Below are 18078 nucleotides of genomic sequence, written 5' to 3' on the forward strand. Positions count from 1 at the left end.
CTAAATTACTCTCTTTAAATTGGAAATTTTGATTGCCACATAACACGACAAATTCACATCGTTATGCTTAAATTTTTTCTAACTTAATATCTACTTATATTATACCCCAATTCCCTTATAATTACCGCATAATATACGTTCGAATCGCAGGGTCATTGATTTGATCATCTTGCGCAAATAATAGTAATTTCGCCATAATTTCAGCTGTTTTTGGATCCTCATCAATAAATGGTAAAAATACACGCCCTCGATGCTGAGATGGGATGGTCGCAACCGGAATCATCGTCCCACCTTGTTGATGAACATGGCCGCTTCCTAAATGTAAACTATAGTTTCCTAATGTTCCTCGAATCAGCACATGTGGTGCCTTCACTTGTATATGATCGAAGCCAAATAACAACGCGACCTCCTCAGCAATAACCGTACGCATCTCAATTGTCGAATGACTCGCATCTGGGTCAACTTCGCCAACATGGGCAACGCTCGCAACAAGGTCTAAATCGCGCATAATTTCACTGAAAAACACTGGTGATAGCGACTGAATACGTTTAGGTTTACCGGTCATACGTTCATCAAAATAGACCGTCCCGATTGTCGGTGCTTCTACGTCTGCTGGTGTATAGGCATCATATTCAAAGCCCAGCATCGTCACGACGTTATAATGATATGAAATGTGGCGAATAGGTTCATAATAACCGATTTGCCAACCGCGTGAACGTAATAATGCGACGGCTTTGTTAGGTTGAATTTGATAACCTTCAAAACGATTTGTTGTTGCCTGTGCTACTTCATCTGCAGTAGCAATATAAAATTCGCGGAATAGTTGTTTAAATGGTTGCTGCCATTGCTGTTCAAAAATAAAATGTTGCCACGCACGCCAATTTTTCGCCGCATAGAAATGAGCTGGATGCGCGATAATTATATCACCTTGAAGGGACAATTTTTCTTGATTTAATGCATAAAACTCATGTTCTAAATAACAAAATTGCTCGCGTTGTTTCCAAACAACTTGTGTTAATAATTCTTTTAACAACGTATGCTGCAACAATTTTTTAACGACCTGGCTATCAAAGGCCACTTCTTCACACATTGCCTCTTCTAATTGCTGTCGAGCACGGCCGCTAAAGCGAATTTTTTGCGTGCACAGTTCCACATCGAAATGTACTGGTAGTGGAGCTTTTTTAGCATGCCATACGACATAATCATCGTGCCATTTATTAAAAATCCGCATCTAATTCACCCTTTCAAAACAAAATGCCTCAATATGATACGCTCGGAAATATGCATGACGAACACGTAGACCAACCTCTTCACAAATTTGTAGGAGTTCGGCTGTTGGAATCGGCATCAGTGTATCACCAAACGACGCACGAAATGCCTCCCATTGATGCGGTTTCACGCCATTGCGTAGCATCGCAAGCCCCCAAGCTGTTAACGTCTGGTTGAAGCGCTCATCTGACAAATCACCATTAATACTCGATAAATAGACATGTCCTCCGATGCGTACATGCGCAGCAATTTCGCGCAACATCGCTTTTTTCAGCGCAGTCGTGCGTAAAAAATGCAGTACGAGGTGACACGTCACAATGTCAGCCCGCTCAAGTGCAGCAGCCTCTAATTCGGATTCGATATACTGCACATTGCCGTGTAACTCTTCGGCTTCAAGACGCTGTTTGGCCAATGCTAGCATCGTGCTTGAAGGGTCAATCGCTGTAAAGGCCACTGTTGGCAAAATAGGCACCAACGTGCTCAGTTCCTGTCCTCCGCCAGCACCAACAATCGTCATTTTTTCTGGTTGTGTCGCTGTCGTTTCAATTAAATCCGCCATTAATTGAAAAATAAATTCATACCCAATGATACGGCGACGAATCGTGTCATTATAGCTCATCGCTTTTGGATGCTCCCATTGAAATGGATTACTCATTGTATATCCCCCCTTACTGTTAGTTGTTCGGCACACTTTAAAGAAAATCCTTTACGTTTCATCGAAAAAGACCATTTTTGCAACTATTTTATTTTGAAATGCATCATTTGCTTTGTAAATATGTCAAGAATTCCGTCCTCTTTCAAACATTTTTTTGCTATTCAAACATAAATAATTGCTACAAAATAACCTTTTGCGTATAATTTCCTTATAGCTTATCATCATGAGCACTTTACATATGAGCCGCTCACTATTTTTTAACAATTCAAATTATTTGGAGGTGAATCCCTCACATCAGAGGGAATTGATTGGACATAACCGGAATAGCCAATATCATTTTATTAATTGTTTTACTTGCTGCTACAGCATTCTTCGTTGCATCGGAGTTTGCTGTCGTAAAAATTCGAACATCAAGACTAGACCAACTGATTGCAGATGGTAATAAACAAGCTGTTGTTGCAAAAAAAGTCGTAACGGACCTCGATTATTATTTATCTGCCTGTCAGCTAGGCATTACGGTCACATCAATCGGGCTAGGTGCTTTTACAAAACCGTATGTACAAGAATTGGTGACACCGATTTTAAAATGGATTCATATACCTGACGTGTTATTGTATGTGATTTCGTATTTGTTAGCACTTGCCGTTGTTAGTTACTTGCATGTTGTCATCGGTGAAATGGCGCCCAAAACACTAGCGATTCAGTTTGCCGAAAAACTATCGTTAAAACTGTCAGGTCCGCTTTATTGGTTCGGACAAATCATGAAACCATTCATTAAAGCATTAAACGGCGCATCACGTTTAGTTTTACGCATGTTTGGTGTGAAACCGGCTGGTCATGAGCAAGCCTACTCGGAAGAAGAACTGAAAATCATTATGGCGCAAAGCTTCCAAGGTGGACAAATTGACCAAACCGAGCTGCAATATTTAGAAAATGTATTTTCGTTTGATGAGCGTGTTGCAAGCGACATTATGGTGCCACGTACCGATTTGATTACGATTGATAAGGAAATGGACTATAGCAAGATTATTCAAATTTTAGATGAGCATAATTATACGCGCTATCCAATCACCGAGCATAATGATAAAGACCGTATTATCGGTGTTGTCAACGCCAAGAAAATGCTGAATCATATCGTGACAAATCGCGAAGCGGCACTTGATCAATATGTACGCGATGTACCGTTTATTGTTGAAACAACGCCGCTACAAGATGCATTATTGAAAATGCAAAAACAAAAAGTGCATCTTACGATTGTCAGTGATGAATATGGTGGCACAGCAGGTATTTTAACGATGGAAGATATTTTAGAGGAGCTTGTCGGCGAAATTCGCGATGAGTTTGATGACGATGAAGTCGATGATATTCGCCAAATAAATGCGCAAGATTATATCATCAATGGCCGCGTACTTCTTGTTGAATTAGAGGACCGCTTTGGCTTAGAATTCGACGATAGTGAAGATATCGATACGATTGGTGGCTGGCTTCAGCATAAAAATATCGATGTACTTCACGTCGGGGATCAGTTTAAACAAGACAACCATATTTGGACGATTTCAGACATGGACAATTATCAAATTCGTGAAGTGACATTCCATCAATATAAATTAGAACAAACAGACGAACAAACTTAATCATCTCGGAGGTGAAAAGGCTAGTTAAACTAGCCGACTAATTGGACAGTTCAATTATCATGAGTTTAGTACTAATCGTCATCTTTATCATTTTGACGGCATTTTTCGTCGGAGCAGAGTTTGCGATTTTAAAAGTGCGCATTTCACGCCTCGACCAATTAATTTCAGAAGGTAATAAAAAAGCCATTACGGCGAAAAAAGTAGCGCAAGATTTAGATTATTATTTATCAGCTTGTCAGCTTGGTATTACACTAACGGCGTTAATTCTCGGTGCACTTGGGGAACCCGCTGTTGAAAAGATGCTACACCCTGTCTTTGTACATTTTGATGTACCGGCTGCTGTCGCGACAACGCTGTCTTATATCATCGCACTAAGCGTTGTGACATTCCTTCACGTTGTTTTTGGCGAATTAGCTCCGAAAACATTAGCCATCCAATATGCTGAACGCATGACGCTATTGCTTGCACCACCACTTTATTGGTTTGGGAAAATTTCCAGCCCATTTATTAAAGTATTAAATGGGTCATCACGCTTATTACTGCGCTCATTTGGTGTTAAGCCAGCTGGTCACGACACCGTTTATTCGGAAGAAGAATTAAAGCTTATTGTGACGCAAAGTTATGAAGGTGGCGAAATTAATCAAACGGAATTAGCTTATTTAGAAAATATCTTCGCTTTTGATGGCCGACAACTGCAAGAGATTATGATTCCGCGCGCCAATATTATTACACTAGAAAAACATCAATCATTAGAGGATATGGTAAAGGTCATTGAGGAGTATGATTACACACGTTACCCCATGACAGATCGTGAAAGTAAGAAAAGCGCCTTTATCGGCTTCATTAATACAAAGGAAATGATGACCGATATTGCAGCAGGTCGTACAAGTCCAATCGACAATTTTATTCATCCGATTCCACGCTTTAAACATACAACATCAATTAAAGATGTCTTTGTGAAAATGCAAAAAACGCGCACACATATGGCACTCGTATCAGACGACCAAAATAAAACGGTTGGTCTTGTGACAATGGAAGATATTTTAAGTGAAATTGTCGGCGATATTCATGATGAAGAAGGAACTTTACCAATTGCATAGCGTAGCAATTTCGCTCTTTTAACTAGATTTTCGATACAAAAATCTAATTTCGCACTTATAACATCAAAAAATATGATACTATCTCTTTTGGTTAGCGATAAACTGTATATAAAAAGGCGAGGGATTTGTCCCCTCGTCTTTTTTATATTTCTAAAAATGGTACTTTGCCGTCCCCCTACTCGCTACACTCCTTGAGGTGGGCGTCTTCTGCTACATTTAAGATAGAAAAATCACCTCTTCAAAAATGATTTGTTAAACGGTTGAATAACTTTATTGAAAAGCGAACAAATGTTTGATATACTAAAAACATCATAAAAAGGCGGTGAACAATCATGAGAAAATGGTGGTCTTATTTAATCGTTGCGTTAATTGTACTAACTGAACGCTGTTTTGCTAAACAATTTCTGCGCACGCAATACGGCTTAGAACTCACGATACCCATTTATGTTTCAACGCAAATTTTACAAAAAGGAAGCCTCGGTATTTTTGTCATGAAAAATACATATGAACCTTCTTATATTGCGATTGATGCCTCACTTGCTAGCATACAAAATCGACAGCTTTTTCGTCGTGTACTCGTTCATGAGCTTGTTCATTACGCACTCTTTGTACAACAACTGCCATTTGACGACGATAGCCCTTTATTTCATAAAGAAATACTGAAACATGGTAGTTTACTAAGCGGGCAAGTTGCCATCGAAAATGGTCATTTTTCTTTGTTAGAGAAGAGCAGTTAAAAAACAAGTTGTTCATTAGGTTACACTCGCTATTTTAACAACTACTAACTTCGACTCTTTCATTTTCCATAAAAAATTCAGCATTTAGATTGATTACATTCTATTGTTCATCTTTTATAAAACCAATTCGTCTTGGCGGTACTTCCGGGTCAGGGTCTACTTTTCTCATAGCCATCAACAAAAAGCTAATTTGTGATACGTGCTGTACAAGTTAAATGCGGGTTCCTTGTTCTGTTTGACCATGAAAATGAATCAAACTTGGATTGTAATAACCGATACCGGTAATATTAAATTGTACGGTTTGTCCAAAATTGACGAGCTTCACACCAATTTCATGTTCTTCATCTAGCTCCCGTTCAAAATCTAAAATCATTTCCATAATGCGCTTATGAAACTCACTTGCTAAATTTTGGTCAACTTCAGGTTGCTGCATCACAGCTGATTTGGCTTGTTCGGTTGGCTTATTAAGCATATCCATGTAAAATCCTCCTCCTTATTTTAATTACCATTTCTATACCCCTTTTGTATACAAAAAAGCAATGAAACCTCTATAGGCTTCACTGCTGTTAGTCGTCACTATTGTTTTTGAATGCCGCCCTCTGGATCTAATTCTTCTTTATTGGCCGACAATGATGGCTCTTTCGCTTCTTTTTCCTGCTCTAAATTTTCATAATCTACAGTTGCTTGTGTCGACCCTTCACTTACCATTTTTTCATCATTTAAATCATATGCTGTATTGCGATCAGGAACAATCGTATGCTCTCCTGTTTGTGGGTCAGCATTTTGCTTATTATTCATCTCTTGTTTCTTTTGCGTCACGAATTCACTTACTTTACCCTTCGTGTCGTTGAACATTGCCATTGCTTTGTCGCGATTTTCTGGTTTTCGTAAATAAGCTGCCGCACCGGCAATTGCAGCTGCAAGTAAGTAGTTATTTTTCTTAGCCATGTTAAAACCTCCATGTTCTTTTCTATAATATGTATACCCATCAATCATACTTTTAATCAACAAAAATAAAAAACAGCGCTAGATGGAATTCTAGGCGCTGTGTTATCGCAAGCTATCATTTCGTCTCTACCAACACTTCACTAACTATTTACAGCTAAAGAACGTTAAACTTTTCTCGCACATAAGCTTCTACATCGGCAGCTGTCGCCATCGCCATGATATCAGGAATAGCAGCTTGTGCTTGTTGTATTGATAATCGTTTTAATTGACTGCGCGCGCGTAAAATCGACGTGGCGCTCATTGAAAATTCATCTAAACCAAGACCTAATAAAATAGGTAAGGCTACTTCATCGCCAGCCATCTCTCCACACATTCCTACCCATTTTCCTTCTTTCTGTGCAGCATTAATAACGAATTGTACTAATTTTAAAATGGCTGGGTTATATGGTTGGTATAAATATGCGACGCGTTCATTCATACGGTCTGCTGCCATTGTATACTGAATTAAGTCATTCGTTCCAATTGAGAAAAAATCTACTTCCTTTGCAAAGACATCCGCCATTACAGCAGATGATGGAATTTCAACCATCATACCAATGTCAATTGTGTCTGAAACTTCCATACGCTGCTGCTGTAATTCAGCTTTTACGTCAAGCAGCACAGCTTTGGCCTCACGAAACTCATGAATCGTCGCAATCATTGGGAACATGATTTTTAAGTTCCCATACACACTTGCACGCAATAACGCACGTAGTTGTGTGCGAAATATCGTTTGTTCATCTAAGCATAAACGAATTGCTCGATATCCTAAAAATGGGTTCATTTCGTGTGGTAGTCGCAAATACGGTAGCTCTTTGTCGCCACCAATATCTAGTGTGCGTACGATAACGGGTTTATTTTCCATTTTTTCTAATACAGCTTTATATGCTTCAAATTGTTCGTCTTCTGTCGGCAAAGTTTTGCGGCCCATATATAAAAATTCCGTTCTGTATAGACCAATACCTTCTCCACCATTCGCCAACACACTTGCTACATCGTCTGGCGCGCCAATATTTGCAGTTAATTCAACTTGGTGGCCATCTGCCGTTTGAGACACTTCATGAGCTAGCGCTGCCCATGCTACTGCTTGAGCACTATACTGCGCTTGTTTTTCACGATACTTTGCGATTTCTTGTTCGCTCGGATTAATGATGACGTGTCCTTCTAAACCATCGACAATAACCTTATCTCCGTGATGAATAGACCTCGTCGCCTCATTCGTCCCAACAACTGCCGGAATTTCTAGCGTACGCGCTAAAATTGCTGAATGAGATGTACGTCCCCCTATATCGGTCGTAAAACCTTGCACAAATTCTTTATTTAATTGTGCGGTATCTGACGGCGTTAAATCTTCCGCGACAATGATAACTTCTTCATCAAGTGCTGTTAAATCGATTAAAGGCTGTCCTAATAAATGTGCTAACACACGTTTTGTAACGTCGCGAATATCCGCTGCACGCTCACGCATATATTCATTATCCATCGCTTCAAATAACTCAATAAACGTTTGTGATACGGTTTGTACGGCAAATTCAACATTCACGTGTTCGTTTGCCACATAATCTTTCACCTGTGAAATCCACTCAGGGTCACTTAACACTAATAAATGCGCTTGAAAAATAGCCGCTTGCTCTTCGCCAATTTTACGTAGCGCACGCGCTTTAATTTTTTCTAAATCTGCAATTGAGGCAGCTAATGCATTATCTAAACGTGTATATTCTACTGCATCGTCACTGGTCAGTCGTTTTTCAATCGTTAAATTAGGTACTTGTAATGTAAATGCTTTTGCAATCGCAATTCCTGCAGATGCCGCGATACCTTGAATGCTTGAACTCATGAAACCCACTCTCCTCAATATTCAAATATTTTTCTTATTATAACATTGAACGCCGCACAGTTACCTCACTACAGCGCTCAAGTATTTTTGAAAAAAAGAAACTATTTAGTATGTTATCCGTATAATTAAGTAGATACTTCATTAAACAAGGAGGCGTTTAATATGTTTTGGATAGCTATCGTTTTAATTGTCGCCATCTCGGTAACAGGTGGGATTGTGGAAAAAGCAATTAAAAGTAAAGAACGTACGAAAAAAATGGAAATTGAAATGATGCGCGAGCAAATTAAATTAGAAGAATTGAAATATAAAAATTTTCAAATTGAAACAGATAAAATGCGTCTAGAATTGAAAAAAGATTTACAAGATGCACCAACAAAAGAAGATTTATTAAATGTAGATTTAACGAAACATCAAGACTAATGAAAAAACGAGCATGGCCTCATCGTGACCATCCTCGTTTTTTTTACATTGTCAAATATGGATATATTTTTTCACCATACACAAAATATGTCGGTGTAGCTTCCTCTATGTCATACAATGCTTTCGCTAAGGTACGCGCGTCATTTAATGTTAATTTTTTAAAATCAAGCACTGCCGGTAAAACAGTATTTAAATTGATACCATGCACATCCCTTAATTCATATTCATCAACAAATTCTTTTTCAAATGTCGCATAGTCCTGAAACCCTTCAATCATGCCCATATCAATGTACATTTGATTGTGTTCATCCATAGAAATAGTGATGGTCGCATCGGCAAATGCCTCATTTTTCTCTTTGTCTGCCGGTGTAATGCCAATAAGTCCATAGGAGCGACTTTCAGGCTTTCGAAAAATTTGCTGTGGATAATGTTCGTTCATATACTGTAAACTTTCTTCATTATACCCTGCATCACTATTCATCGTCAGCCCAAAATCGGCTAACAATAAAGAATTATGTGAAAGCGTCGGTACGCCATTTTGTAAACTCTTCACAATATCTATCGCCATGCAAAGACCTTCAAATGTTGTCGCACTCCAGTGAAAATAAACATTTGCAATGACTTGTCCTTCAAAATTCAATGCCAAATTTAAACGTTCTCCCAATTCAGTCGCCACCTTTCATATCTCATTTATTATTTTCCCGTTTTTACAAAGTCTTAACCTTATTGAATTCTTTGTTGAAGCTTACGATATTCATAATAGGCTTTCAACGAAAGAACTACTGCACCAAATACAATTACCGGACAAAGCAGTCGAAATAAGGCAAAAGGTGTCTCAAAAATAAAAGCCTTCCAAAATAGTGCACCTTCCATATCCCATAACCCAGGTGTTAAATATAGGTTGCTAAGCGAGAAAATATGTTGTTGATACAGCACCATCGACAACATCATAAAAGGAAGCGCAAACAACAAACTATAGTTCATCAAACGCTTGTAATAACTCTTCGTTGACTGTTTATCTGAAAATAATTGATCTGCTTCCTCTCCTTCAATAACTTTTTGCCAGTAATGCTTGCCAGACGAACGCGAGCCAGACAAATAGGTCCATCCAAAATCTTCATAGATAAGCTTATATTCTTCAAAAGCCGCTTTATTCATAGATTGTTGGCAGTCAATACGCACAATGTGAGGTTCAGATACTTCTTCAAAGGTAAATGTTGAACTCCAACCTGTTATTGCCGCAATCTTAAAACCTTGCTGTAACGTCTTGTTAAGCCATTGTTCTTCTTTCAAAATATTAATACGGAACCAGTTTGACTTTTTCATATGAAACCCCTCCTAATAAAGTGATAATAAATGAATTAATCGCGCTTTCTCTACAGCCAAAATACGTTGCCCCTCAGGCGTAATATGATAAATTTTTCGCCTGCCTTCAACTCCAACTTGCTCAATCCAATCGTATTTAGACAAATTATCAAGCGCCCCATACAATGTACCTGCCGCTAAATGCACTTCACCACCACTTAACTCATCAATTTTTTGCATCATCGCATAGCCATGAAGCGGTTGTTGTAACGCAATTAAAATATAGTGCATCGTTTCTGATAACGGCAATAATGGATGTTTTTTCATATTTAGACCTCCTATATATTCAGTTGAACTGTATAATTTGATTATATACAGTCAAACTGAATAGTTCAACTACATAGAATGTTTTTTCTGAAAAAAGGGTAAAGTTTACTACCATTCATATCGTATTATTATGTTATTAAAGAGAGGGTGTTTAGTATGGATATTCGTAAATTAACGGCCGCCGATGCGCGCGCTTACTTAAGCATTCGTCATCGCGCTGTCCTCGAAGAACCTGAATCGTTCTCACCAACAATCGAAGAAGAACAAAAAAAAGATGTCGCTGTTTACGAACAGCAACTAAACAATCCATTGACAGCGACATATGGTATTTTTGATAACGAGGAGCTTGTCGGTGTCACGACACTTGAGCACAACCCATATGAAAAAATGAAACATCTCGCACAAATTATTGGTGTCTATTTAGCACCTGAACATCGCGGGAAAGGCTATAGTAAAGCTTTGTTTCAATTTGTTATTGATGATGCTCATGCAAATCCACAGCTTGAGCAGCTTCGCCTATCGGTAGTTGACTCGATGATGCCCGCTATTCGTCTCTACGAACGCGCTGGATTTGAAATACTTTGTCATGATCCAAAGGTAATGAAAATGCCAGATGGTCATTACTTGAATGAGCTTCAAATGATTTATTTTTTATAAAAAAAAACGAGAGATGAACAGCTGTCCATCTCTCGTTTTTTGTTTAGTATCCGCTTTTGCATCTTGATTCCACCTAAAAAAGCAGCCCTCATCTAGACTGCTCGGTTTCTTCTAATCTATACCGGATTCACCCCGTGTTTACGTTCAGTAAATGATACATTTTTTGTTTTGTAGGCAGCGAGGCGTGTAACAAGTGTTTGTCGCAACTCGTTTGGTTCGATAACATCATCAATGACAAGCTCCGATGCGAGGCGGTAAACATCAATTTCTTCTTTATATTCTGCCGTTTTTTGTGCGATAAATTCTGCGCGCTCTGCTTCTGGCATCGCTTCAATTTTATTCGCATACACTGCATTGATTGCCGCTTCTGGCCCCATGACTGCAATTTGTGCTGTCGTTAGTGCAATACAAGCATCTGGTTCAAATGCCGGACCAGCCATCGCATAAAGTCCTGCCCCGTAAGCCTTTCGCACAATAACCGATAGTTTAGGCACTGTCGCTTCACTCATCGCAAAAATCATTTTGGCACCGTGGCGAATAATACCCAGTTTCTCGACTTGCGTACCAATCATAAAGCCCGGCACATCTGATAAGAAAATCAGTGGAATATGAAACGCGTCGCATAAATTAATAAACTTCGCTGCCTTATCAGCTGAGTCGTGGAATAACACGCCCCCTTTTGACTTTGGCTGATTGGCTAAAATCCCAACCGCTTGTCCATCAATACGCGCAAGCCCCGTAATCAATTCTTTTGCAAACAATTTTTTAATTTCACAAAATGAGCCTTCATCAATCACACGATCAATCAATTGATACATATTAAAAGCTGCATTTTGATTTTTAGGAATAATGTCTTCTAATGTATCATCAAACACTTGCGGTTGTTTGCTGTCAACAGCATTTGGCTTCGTACGGAAATTTTGCGGGAAGTACGTCAAATAACGGCGTGCATAATCAATCGCTTCCTCTTCCGTTTTTGCTAAAACATCACCACAACCTGAAACCGAGCAGTGCATTTTTGCGCCACCCATCGTCTCTAAATCAACTTTTTCACCGATTACTTTCTCAGCCATTCGAGGGGACCCTAAATACATCGATGCATTCCCCTGTACCATGACAACGATGTCACAAAACGCTGGAATATACGCACCGCCTGCAGCAGATGGCCCAAATAACAAACAAATTTGTGGAATGCGGCCCGACAGCTTTACTTGATTATAAAAAATGCGCCCAGCACCGCGTCGACCAGGGAACATTTCAATTTGGTCGGTAATACGTGCACCCGCTGAATCGACTAAATAGAGTAGCGGCACTTCTAACTTCTCAGCCGTTTCTTGAATGCGGATAATCTTTTCAACGGTACGCTTTCCCCAAGAACCTGCTTTAATTGTCGAATCATTTGCCATCACGCAAACGGTGCGCCCGTTAATCTTACCGATTCCCGTTACAACGCCATCTGCCGGCAAATCACCGGCCATAATATTCGCAAATGCGCCGTCCTCAACAAAAACATCATCGTCAAATAATCGCTGTAAACGATTTCGTACAAATAGCTTTCCTTGCGTCGCGTTTTTTTCATGATACTTTGGCGCGCCCCCTGCTGCAATTTGTTCTTTATAATCACGATACGATTTCTCCGTCATCTCTAATTCCTCCCTTTACTGTCCTTTAAACTGCGGTGCACGTTTTTCTCGAAATGCGCGCAATCCTTCAAGCCTATCTTCACTATGCAGTAGCCGTTCATACGCAAGTCCCTCAATTTCAAGCCCCGTTGCAAGATCCGTTTGCAAACCGGCTTGAATCGCTTTTTTTGCCTGAATCAATGATAACGGGGCATTTTTCGCCATTTCCCCGGCTAATTTCTTCGCTTCACTCATTAGCAGTTCCGGTACATATAAATGTTCAATGATACCTAACTGCAATGCTTCTTCGGCAGAAATGCGACGCGCTGTGTAAATAAGCTCCTTTGCCTTCCCTGCACCAATCAAGCGAGCAAGTCGTTGCGTGCCGCCAGCTCCCGGAATAATGCCAAGTGCCGTTTCAGTGAGTCCAACTTTCGCCGAAGTACTCGCAACGCGCAGGTCACAAGCTAATGAAATTTCAAGTCCTCCGCCAACTGCAACACCATTAATCACAGCAATGACCGGTTGCGGTAGTGCTTCTGTTTGGCGAATAATGTCACCAATTAACGCAACCGTTTGGCGTGTTTGAATATCATCCATCGATTGGCGCTCTTTTAAATCCGCTCCAGCGCAAAACACACTATTTCCTGCACCAGTTAGTAATACAACGCGGATTGTGCGGTCATGTGCAATCGTTTCAAGCGCCGTCTTATATTCATGAAGCATTGCCAGCGACATAGAGTTCGCTGCTTCTGGCCGATTTAACGTAATCGTTGCAATATGATTTTCTACTTCTACCACTACGAGTGTCATGCTTGCTCACCTCGGAATACCGCCATTTGCTTTGATGTTAGCGGCCGCTTAATTTTTTGTTCCATAAACTGCGAAGCCTGCAACAATTTTTGCATATCGACACCGGTTGCAATGCCCATCGTATCAAATAAATACAACACATCTTCTGTTGCGACGTTACCAGATGCGCCCTTTGCATATGGACAGCCGCCAAGCCCTCCAACCGCACTATCAAACTTCGTAATCCCATATGGCAAGCTTGCGACAATGTTCGAAATCGCTGTGCCATGCGTATCATGAAAATGCATCGCTAACTGCTCTGGTTTGTAGTGCTTCATCAGCTCATCTAATAAGCGCTCCACTTGTGGTGGAACGGCGACGCCAATCGTATCGCCAAGCGAAATTTCTTGCACACCCATATCAAATAACTGATCGGCAACATATTTCACTTGGCGAGGCTCTGTATAGCCATCATACGGACAGGCGATAACGGTCGAAATGTAACCGCGTACTGTTTTTCCCGCTGCACGCGCGGCTTCGACAACTTCGCGTAATACCGGAAACGTTTCAGCAATCGTTTTATTAATATTTTCTTTATTGTGCCCCTCCGATGCCGACATAAACACACTCACTTCATCAATATCAGCGTCTAGCGACCGTTCAAGCCCTTTTAAATTCGGTACGAGCGCCGCATAAGTAACCCCCTGCTTTCGCGTAATTCCTTTTAACACATCGACTGCATCAGCAAGTTGTGGAATCCATTTCGGATGGACAAAACTCGACACTTCGATATAATCAAGTCCGGTATCATTTAAACGATTAATGAGCTCAATTTTATCGGCAGTAGTGACGATGGCCTTTTCATTTTGAAGCCCATCGCGCGGTCCTACTTCTTTTAGTTGTACAGCGTTTGGTTGCTTCATTAAAAAATCCCCCTATTCGATTTCGACTAAATCGGCATCCACATCAATAAAATCACCTTCGTTTACAATGACGCGCTTTACGACGCCAGCTTCTTCCGCTTCAACAGGAATTTCCATCTTCATCGATTCTAAAATCATCACTTCTTGCCCTTCTTCTACACTGTCGCCTTCCTTTACTAACACTTTCCAAACTGTTCCTGCCATCTCTGCTTTAATCATCGTTCATCCATCCTCTCTATTTTTTCGCCACTTGCGGCAAATAATATTGTTCAACAAATCTTGTTGTCGTGCGTCCTGCGATAAACTCCGGATGCGCTACGACATCACGCAGCATTGGAATATTCGTTTTAATGCCTTCAATTTCATATGTTGCGAGTGCCTCTTGCATCCGTGTAACCGCTTCATCGCGCGTGGCTCCTGTCGTAATTAATTTAGCAATCATCGGGTCATAAAATGGTGTGACGACGCTACCTTGTTCGACACCAATTTCATGACGAATACCTTCTTGTTTTGGCAAGACAAGCTTTGTAATCGTCCCTGGTGACGGGAAAAAGCGCAAGGAATCTTCAGCATAAATACGCACTTCAATCGCATGGCCATGCACACTCAACTGATTGCGTTGAATCGTCAACGGCTCCCCTGCAGCGATTTTCAACTGCCATTCCACTAAATCAAGGCCCGAAATCTCTTCGGTTACCGGATGCTCGACTTGTAGGCGCGTATTCATTTCTAAAAAGTAAAATTGTTCATGCTTATCTACTAAAAATTCAATGGTACCGGCATTTGTATAGCCGATTGATGAAGCTGCAGCTACTGCCGCATCAAGCATTTTTTCACGCGTCGTGTCGCTAATAAACGGTGATGTTGCCTCTTCAACAACTTTTTGGTTGCGGCGCTGAATTGAGCACTCACGCTCAAATATCGGAATAACATGACCGTGTTTATCTGCGAGCACTTGTACTTCGATATGATGTGGCTCGGCAATAAATTTCTCGACAAACATCGTCCCGTCACCAAAAAAACTTGCCGCGCGTTTTTGATTACCTTCAAACGCCTTTAATAGCTCCGCCTCGTCGTGAACTACTTGCATGCCAATACCTCCACCACCTGCAGATGCTTTTAACATGACCGGATAGCCAATTTGTTGCGCCACTCTAGCTGCTTCAGTAGCACTTGCTAGCGCATCGTTCACCCCTTCAATAATCGGTACGTCCGCAGCTTCCATCCGTTTGCGCGCCTCTAATTTGCTGCCCATCGCTTCAATAACAGCTGATGTTGGACCGATAAAAACAAGTCCTGCCGCTTCGACTGCGGTTGCAAAATGCGCATTTTCAGATAACAAGACATAACCTGGATGAATGGCTTCTGCACCTGATTCTTTTGCCGCTGCTATAATCGCCTCGATATTTAAATAACTTTGATTTACTGGCGACTCACCAATGAAATAACGTTCATCGGCATCGCGTACGTGTAAATTATCCGCATCTGCCGTTGAATATACAGCTACTGTTTGAATACCTAAACGTTTGCACGTACGAATAATTCGACGTGCGATTTCACCACGATTAGCAATTAATACTTTTTGAAACATCATTGCTCACCTCGCCTATTTTCAAATGTTTCGCGTAATTTAAATTTTTGAACTTTTCCAGAAGCGGTCATCGGGAATTCGGCAACAAAGAATATATATTGTGGAATTTTATGACGCGAAATCTGACTGCAACATTCGTCGTCCATACCGAAAAATGCTCCCCCTTATTAAGTCCTGTCGCCATTAATGCTTTTGCCACATCTTTGACATGCGTATTAAACTGCTGATACGTCATCCGCCCATTCTGATTCGTATAAACAAGCGCTTCATTGTGCGGGACTTGTGCAACGCGTTGTTCAAGAAATTCGCTAATCGTTTGTTCCACTAATTGAGCCAAATGGAGTCCTACTACTTCACATCGAAGAAGTAGGATTCACCTCTCTTTCATTTTTAGATTAACAGCCAAGTTGGCGCGCAATCACAACGCGTTGAATTTCCGACGTTCCCTCACCAATTTCCATTAATTTAATATCGCGTAAATGACGCTCTACATCATATTCAGCCATGTAACCATAGCCACCATGAATTTGGATCGCCTGATTACATGTGCGGAAGCCCATTTCAGAAGAAAATAGTTTGGCATAGGCCGCTTCTAATTTGAACGGTTTGTCATTGTCTTTTAACCAAGCCGCTTTTAACACCATATTGCGTGCTAACTCAATTTCCATTGCCATATCCGCCAATTTAAATTGAATCGCTTGTAGTTTTGAAATCGATTGCCCAAACTGCACGCGTTCTTTAGAATACGCCAACGCTTTATCATAAGCTGATTGTGCAATCCCAACTGACAACGCCGCAATGGAAATACGACCACCATCTAATGTATTTAAAAATTGACCGAAGCCTTTTTGTTCATCGCCAAGCACATTTTCACGCGGGACGCGAACATTGTCTAAAATAATTTCACATGTATTTGAGGCACGAACACCCATTTTTTGATAATCTGAGCGAATGGTCACGCCCGGTGTGTCCGTTGGTACAATGATTGCCGTAATAATATTTTTACCGCGTTCATTTTTACCAGTAACCGCTGTCACAACAATTTGGCGTGAATACTCCGCATTGGTAATCCACTGCTTTTCACCATTAATGACCCACTCGTCCCCATCAAGCACTGCACGCGTTTGCGTTCCACCAGCATCAGAGCCGGCATTCGGTTCTGTTAAGCCAAATGCTCCAAGCGTCTCACCTTTTGCGAGTGGTACTAAATAGTGTTGTTTTTGCTCCTCGGTACCAAAATTGTAAAATGGTGTTGCGCCTAAACTAACAGCCGCCGCATACGATAAACCTGTACCGCCACAAGCACGGCCGATTTCCTCAACAGCAAGCGCATACGACGTCGTATCACCACCTGCGCCACCATATTCTTCAGGGAACGGAATGCCTAATAAGCCAAGCTCACCGATACGCTTGAAACTTTCTTCGCGAAATGTATGTGTTTCATCGAGCATACGAGCATGTGGCGCAATTTCCGCTTGGGCAAAATCACGGACCATATTACGAATCATCTGTTGTTCTTTCGTTAACTCAAAATTCATTGTCATTCCTCCTCAATTTAAACCGACTAGTCGGTCTGTATGGCGCAAAGGTTCACAATAAATACTGCTTAGTTGAAGCCTCACGATAGCCTTCCTCTGTCATAACACCACGCAAAATAACATCATTAAAATATCGCGTAATATCGTGCATCGTCAGCGCGCCATGTTGTTTATACCACTTGTATGTCCAATTGACTGTCCCAATAATCAACATCGCTGTAATCGTAATCGATAATTCTTGCCGAAAAACATGCTGTTGTTGCCCATTTGTTAAAATTTGCTCTAATAGTTTACGGTAAGCTGTGCGCTTTTTATTAATCAATGCTTCATGCTCTGGTAATAAGTAAACGCTTTCATTGTAAAATACCGTAATATGACGCTGATAAATATTAAAGACATTCATAAACGTCCGCATCAGCGTATCAAGCTGATCAATCGCTGAATGATGCTCCGCACACGCGTTTTTTGTTTCATTTAACACATATGAAATGAAAATATCATAAATTTCATACAGCAAGTCGCCTTTCGATTTAAAATGATGATAGAAGCCACCCTTTGACGTTGCGGCGCGTTCGACAAGTTCCTCCACACTGACACCGTGATAGCCTTTTTCTTGAAATAAATCGAGTGCTGCTTCGACGACGCGTTCTTTCACCGTTAACTTCCGCATGGCCTCACCACCCT

General features: G+C 40.8%; 20 protein-coding genes and 1 pseudogene. 5 read left to right on the forward strand and 16 right to left on the reverse strand.

What is annotated here, in order from left to right:
- Positions 1 to 121: 121 nt before the first annotated feature.
- Both V514_RS0111745 and V514_RS19160 read right to left on the reverse strand, forming a co-directional pair.
- Positions 122 to 1231: a DUF4132 domain-containing protein gene (locus tag V514_RS0111745; RefSeq protein WP_029500132.1), complete on the reverse strand. Its 1110-nt coding sequence runs from the start codon at positions 1229 to 1231 to the stop codon at positions 122 to 124.
- The gene (locus tag V514_RS19160) at positions 1232 to 1924 is read right to left on the reverse strand and encodes a methyltransferase (protein WP_029500133.1); all 693 of its coding nucleotides are present in this window, start codon (positions 1922 to 1924) and stop codon (positions 1232 to 1234) included.
- 308 nt (positions 1925 to 2232) lie between these two features.
- On the opposite strand from V514_RS19160, the gene V514_RS0111755 reads away from it, so the two are divergent.
- From V514_RS0111755 to V514_RS0111765, 3 genes are all read left to right on the forward strand, one after another.
- Positions 2233 to 3558 (forward strand): hemolysin family protein, encoded by a 1326-nt coding sequence (locus V514_RS0111755; RefSeq protein ID WP_029500134.1) that lies wholly within the window; start codon positions 2233 to 2235, stop codon positions 3556 to 3558.
- A gap of 59 nt (positions 3559 to 3617) precedes the next feature.
- Positions 3618 to 4658 (forward strand): hemolysin family protein, encoded by a 1041-nt coding sequence (locus tag V514_RS0111760; RefSeq protein WP_407636650.1) that lies wholly within the window; start codon positions 3618 to 3620, stop codon positions 4656 to 4658.
- A gap of 332 nt (positions 4659 to 4990) precedes the next feature.
- Positions 4991 to 5395: a hypothetical protein gene (locus V514_RS0111765; RefSeq protein WP_029500136.1), complete on the forward strand. Its 405-nt coding sequence runs from the start codon at positions 4991 to 4993 to the stop codon at positions 5393 to 5395.
- A 211-nt stretch (positions 5396 to 5606) separates the two neighbouring features.
- On the opposite strand, the gene V514_RS19165 is transcribed toward V514_RS0111765, so the two are convergent.
- The 3 genes from V514_RS19165 to ptsP all read right to left on the reverse strand — a co-directional run bounded on the left by V514_RS19165 (position 5607) and on the right by ptsP (position 8219).
- Positions 5607 to 5873 carry a DUF6173 family protein gene (locus V514_RS19165; protein ID WP_235073350.1) on the reverse strand — a complete coding sequence of 89 codons (267 nt, stop codon included), beginning with the start codon at positions 5871 to 5873 and terminating at the stop codon, positions 5607 to 5609.
- A 98-nt stretch (positions 5874 to 5971) separates the two neighbouring features.
- On the reverse strand, positions 5972 to 6343 hold the full coding sequence (locus V514_RS0111775) for a hypothetical protein (protein ID WP_029500137.1): 372 nt from the start codon (positions 6341 to 6343) through the stop codon (positions 5972 to 5974).
- A 154-nt stretch (positions 6344 to 6497) separates the two neighbouring features.
- The gene (gene ptsP / locus V514_RS0111780) at positions 6498 to 8219 is read right to left on the reverse strand and encodes a phosphoenolpyruvate--protein phosphotransferase (protein WP_029500138.1); all 1722 of its coding nucleotides are present in this window, start codon (positions 8217 to 8219) and stop codon (positions 6498 to 6500) included.
- Between the two features lie 162 nt (positions 8220 to 8381).
- Here ptsP and V514_RS0111785 point away from each other — a divergent pair, with 162 nt between their 5' ends.
- Positions 8382 to 8639, forward strand: coding sequence for a hypothetical protein (locus V514_RS0111785; protein ID WP_029500139.1), 258 nt, complete (start codon positions 8382 to 8384; stop codon positions 8637 to 8639).
- 43 nt (positions 8640 to 8682) lie between these two features.
- Here the strand turns inward: V514_RS0111785 and V514_RS0111790 are convergent, their stop codons facing one another.
- Genes V514_RS0111790 through V514_RS19175 form a run of 3 tightly spaced genes read right to left on the reverse strand, consistent with a single transcriptional unit; the run spans position 8683 to position 10271 of the window.
- On the reverse strand, positions 8683 to 9303 hold the full coding sequence (locus V514_RS0111790; protein ID WP_029500140.1) for a hypothetical protein: 621 nt from the start codon (positions 9301 to 9303) through the stop codon (positions 8683 to 8685).
- Between the two features lie 59 nt (positions 9304 to 9362).
- Positions 9363 to 9965, reverse strand: a complete 603-nt coding sequence (locus V514_RS19170; RefSeq protein ID WP_035944784.1) for a DUF2812 domain-containing protein — start codon at positions 9963 to 9965, stop codon at positions 9363 to 9365.
- A 12-nt stretch (positions 9966 to 9977) separates the two neighbouring features.
- Positions 9978 to 10271 (reverse strand): PadR family transcriptional regulator, encoded by a 294-nt coding sequence (locus V514_RS19175; protein WP_035944785.1) that lies wholly within the window; start codon positions 10269 to 10271, stop codon positions 9978 to 9980.
- Between the two features lie 156 nt (positions 10272 to 10427).
- Here V514_RS19175 and V514_RS0111805 point away from each other — a divergent pair, with 156 nt between their 5' ends.
- On the forward strand, positions 10428 to 10928 hold the full coding sequence (locus tag V514_RS0111805) for a GNAT family N-acetyltransferase (protein WP_029500141.1): 501 nt from the start codon (positions 10428 to 10430) through the stop codon (positions 10926 to 10928).
- A 116-nt stretch (positions 10929 to 11044) separates the two neighbouring features.
- Here the strand turns inward: V514_RS0111805 and V514_RS0111810 are convergent, their stop codons facing one another.
- The 8 genes and pseudogenes from V514_RS0111810 to V514_RS0111845 form a co-directional block, all read right to left on the reverse strand.
- Positions 11045 to 12571, reverse strand: coding sequence for an acyl-CoA carboxylase subunit beta (locus V514_RS0111810; RefSeq protein ID WP_029500142.1), 1527 nt, complete (start codon positions 12569 to 12571; stop codon positions 11045 to 11047).
- Between the two features lie 15 nt (positions 12572 to 12586).
- Entirely contained in the window at positions 12587 to 13363 is a 777-nt protein-coding gene (locus V514_RS0111815; protein WP_029500143.1) for an enoyl-CoA hydratase, read from the reverse strand.
- The gene (locus tag V514_RS0111820) at positions 13360 to 14265 is read right to left on the reverse strand and encodes a hydroxymethylglutaryl-CoA lyase (RefSeq protein WP_029500144.1); all 906 of its coding nucleotides are present in this window, start codon (positions 14263 to 14265) and stop codon (positions 13360 to 13362) included. Before V514_RS0111820 ends, V514_RS0111815 begins: the two co-directional genes overlap by 4 nt.
- A 12-nt stretch (positions 14266 to 14277) precedes the next feature.
- Complete coding sequence (locus tag V514_RS0111825; protein ID WP_029500145.1) at positions 14278 to 14484, reverse strand: acetyl-CoA carboxylase biotin carboxyl carrier protein subunit; 207 nt, start codon at positions 14482 to 14484, stop codon at positions 14278 to 14280.
- Between the two features lie 16 nt (positions 14485 to 14500).
- A complete protein-coding gene (locus V514_RS0111830) occupies positions 14501 to 15856 on the reverse strand; it encodes an acetyl-CoA carboxylase biotin carboxylase subunit (RefSeq protein WP_029500146.1) in 1356 nt (451 codons plus the stop codon).
- Between the two features lie 190 nt (positions 15857 to 16046).
- Positions 16047 to 16181 (reverse strand): annotated as a pseudogene (locus tag V514_RS20920) (hypothetical protein); the annotation flags it as partial.
- A 70-nt stretch (positions 16182 to 16251) separates the two neighbouring features.
- The gene (locus V514_RS0111840; RefSeq protein WP_029500147.1) at positions 16252 to 17394 is read right to left on the reverse strand and encodes an acyl-CoA dehydrogenase family protein; all 1143 of its coding nucleotides are present in this window, start codon (positions 17392 to 17394) and stop codon (positions 16252 to 16254) included.
- A 52-nt stretch (positions 17395 to 17446) separates the two neighbouring features.
- Complete coding sequence (locus V514_RS0111845) at positions 17447 to 18064, reverse strand: TetR/AcrR family transcriptional regulator (protein ID WP_029500148.1); 618 nt, start codon at positions 18062 to 18064, stop codon at positions 17447 to 17449.
- Between the last annotated feature and the right edge of the window lie 14 nt (positions 18065 to 18078).

It is taken from the genome of Kurthia huakuii LAM0618 (assembly GCF_000505545.1).
Classification (GTDB): domain Bacteria; phylum Bacillota; class Bacilli; order Bacillales_A; family Planococcaceae; genus Kurthia; species Kurthia huakuii.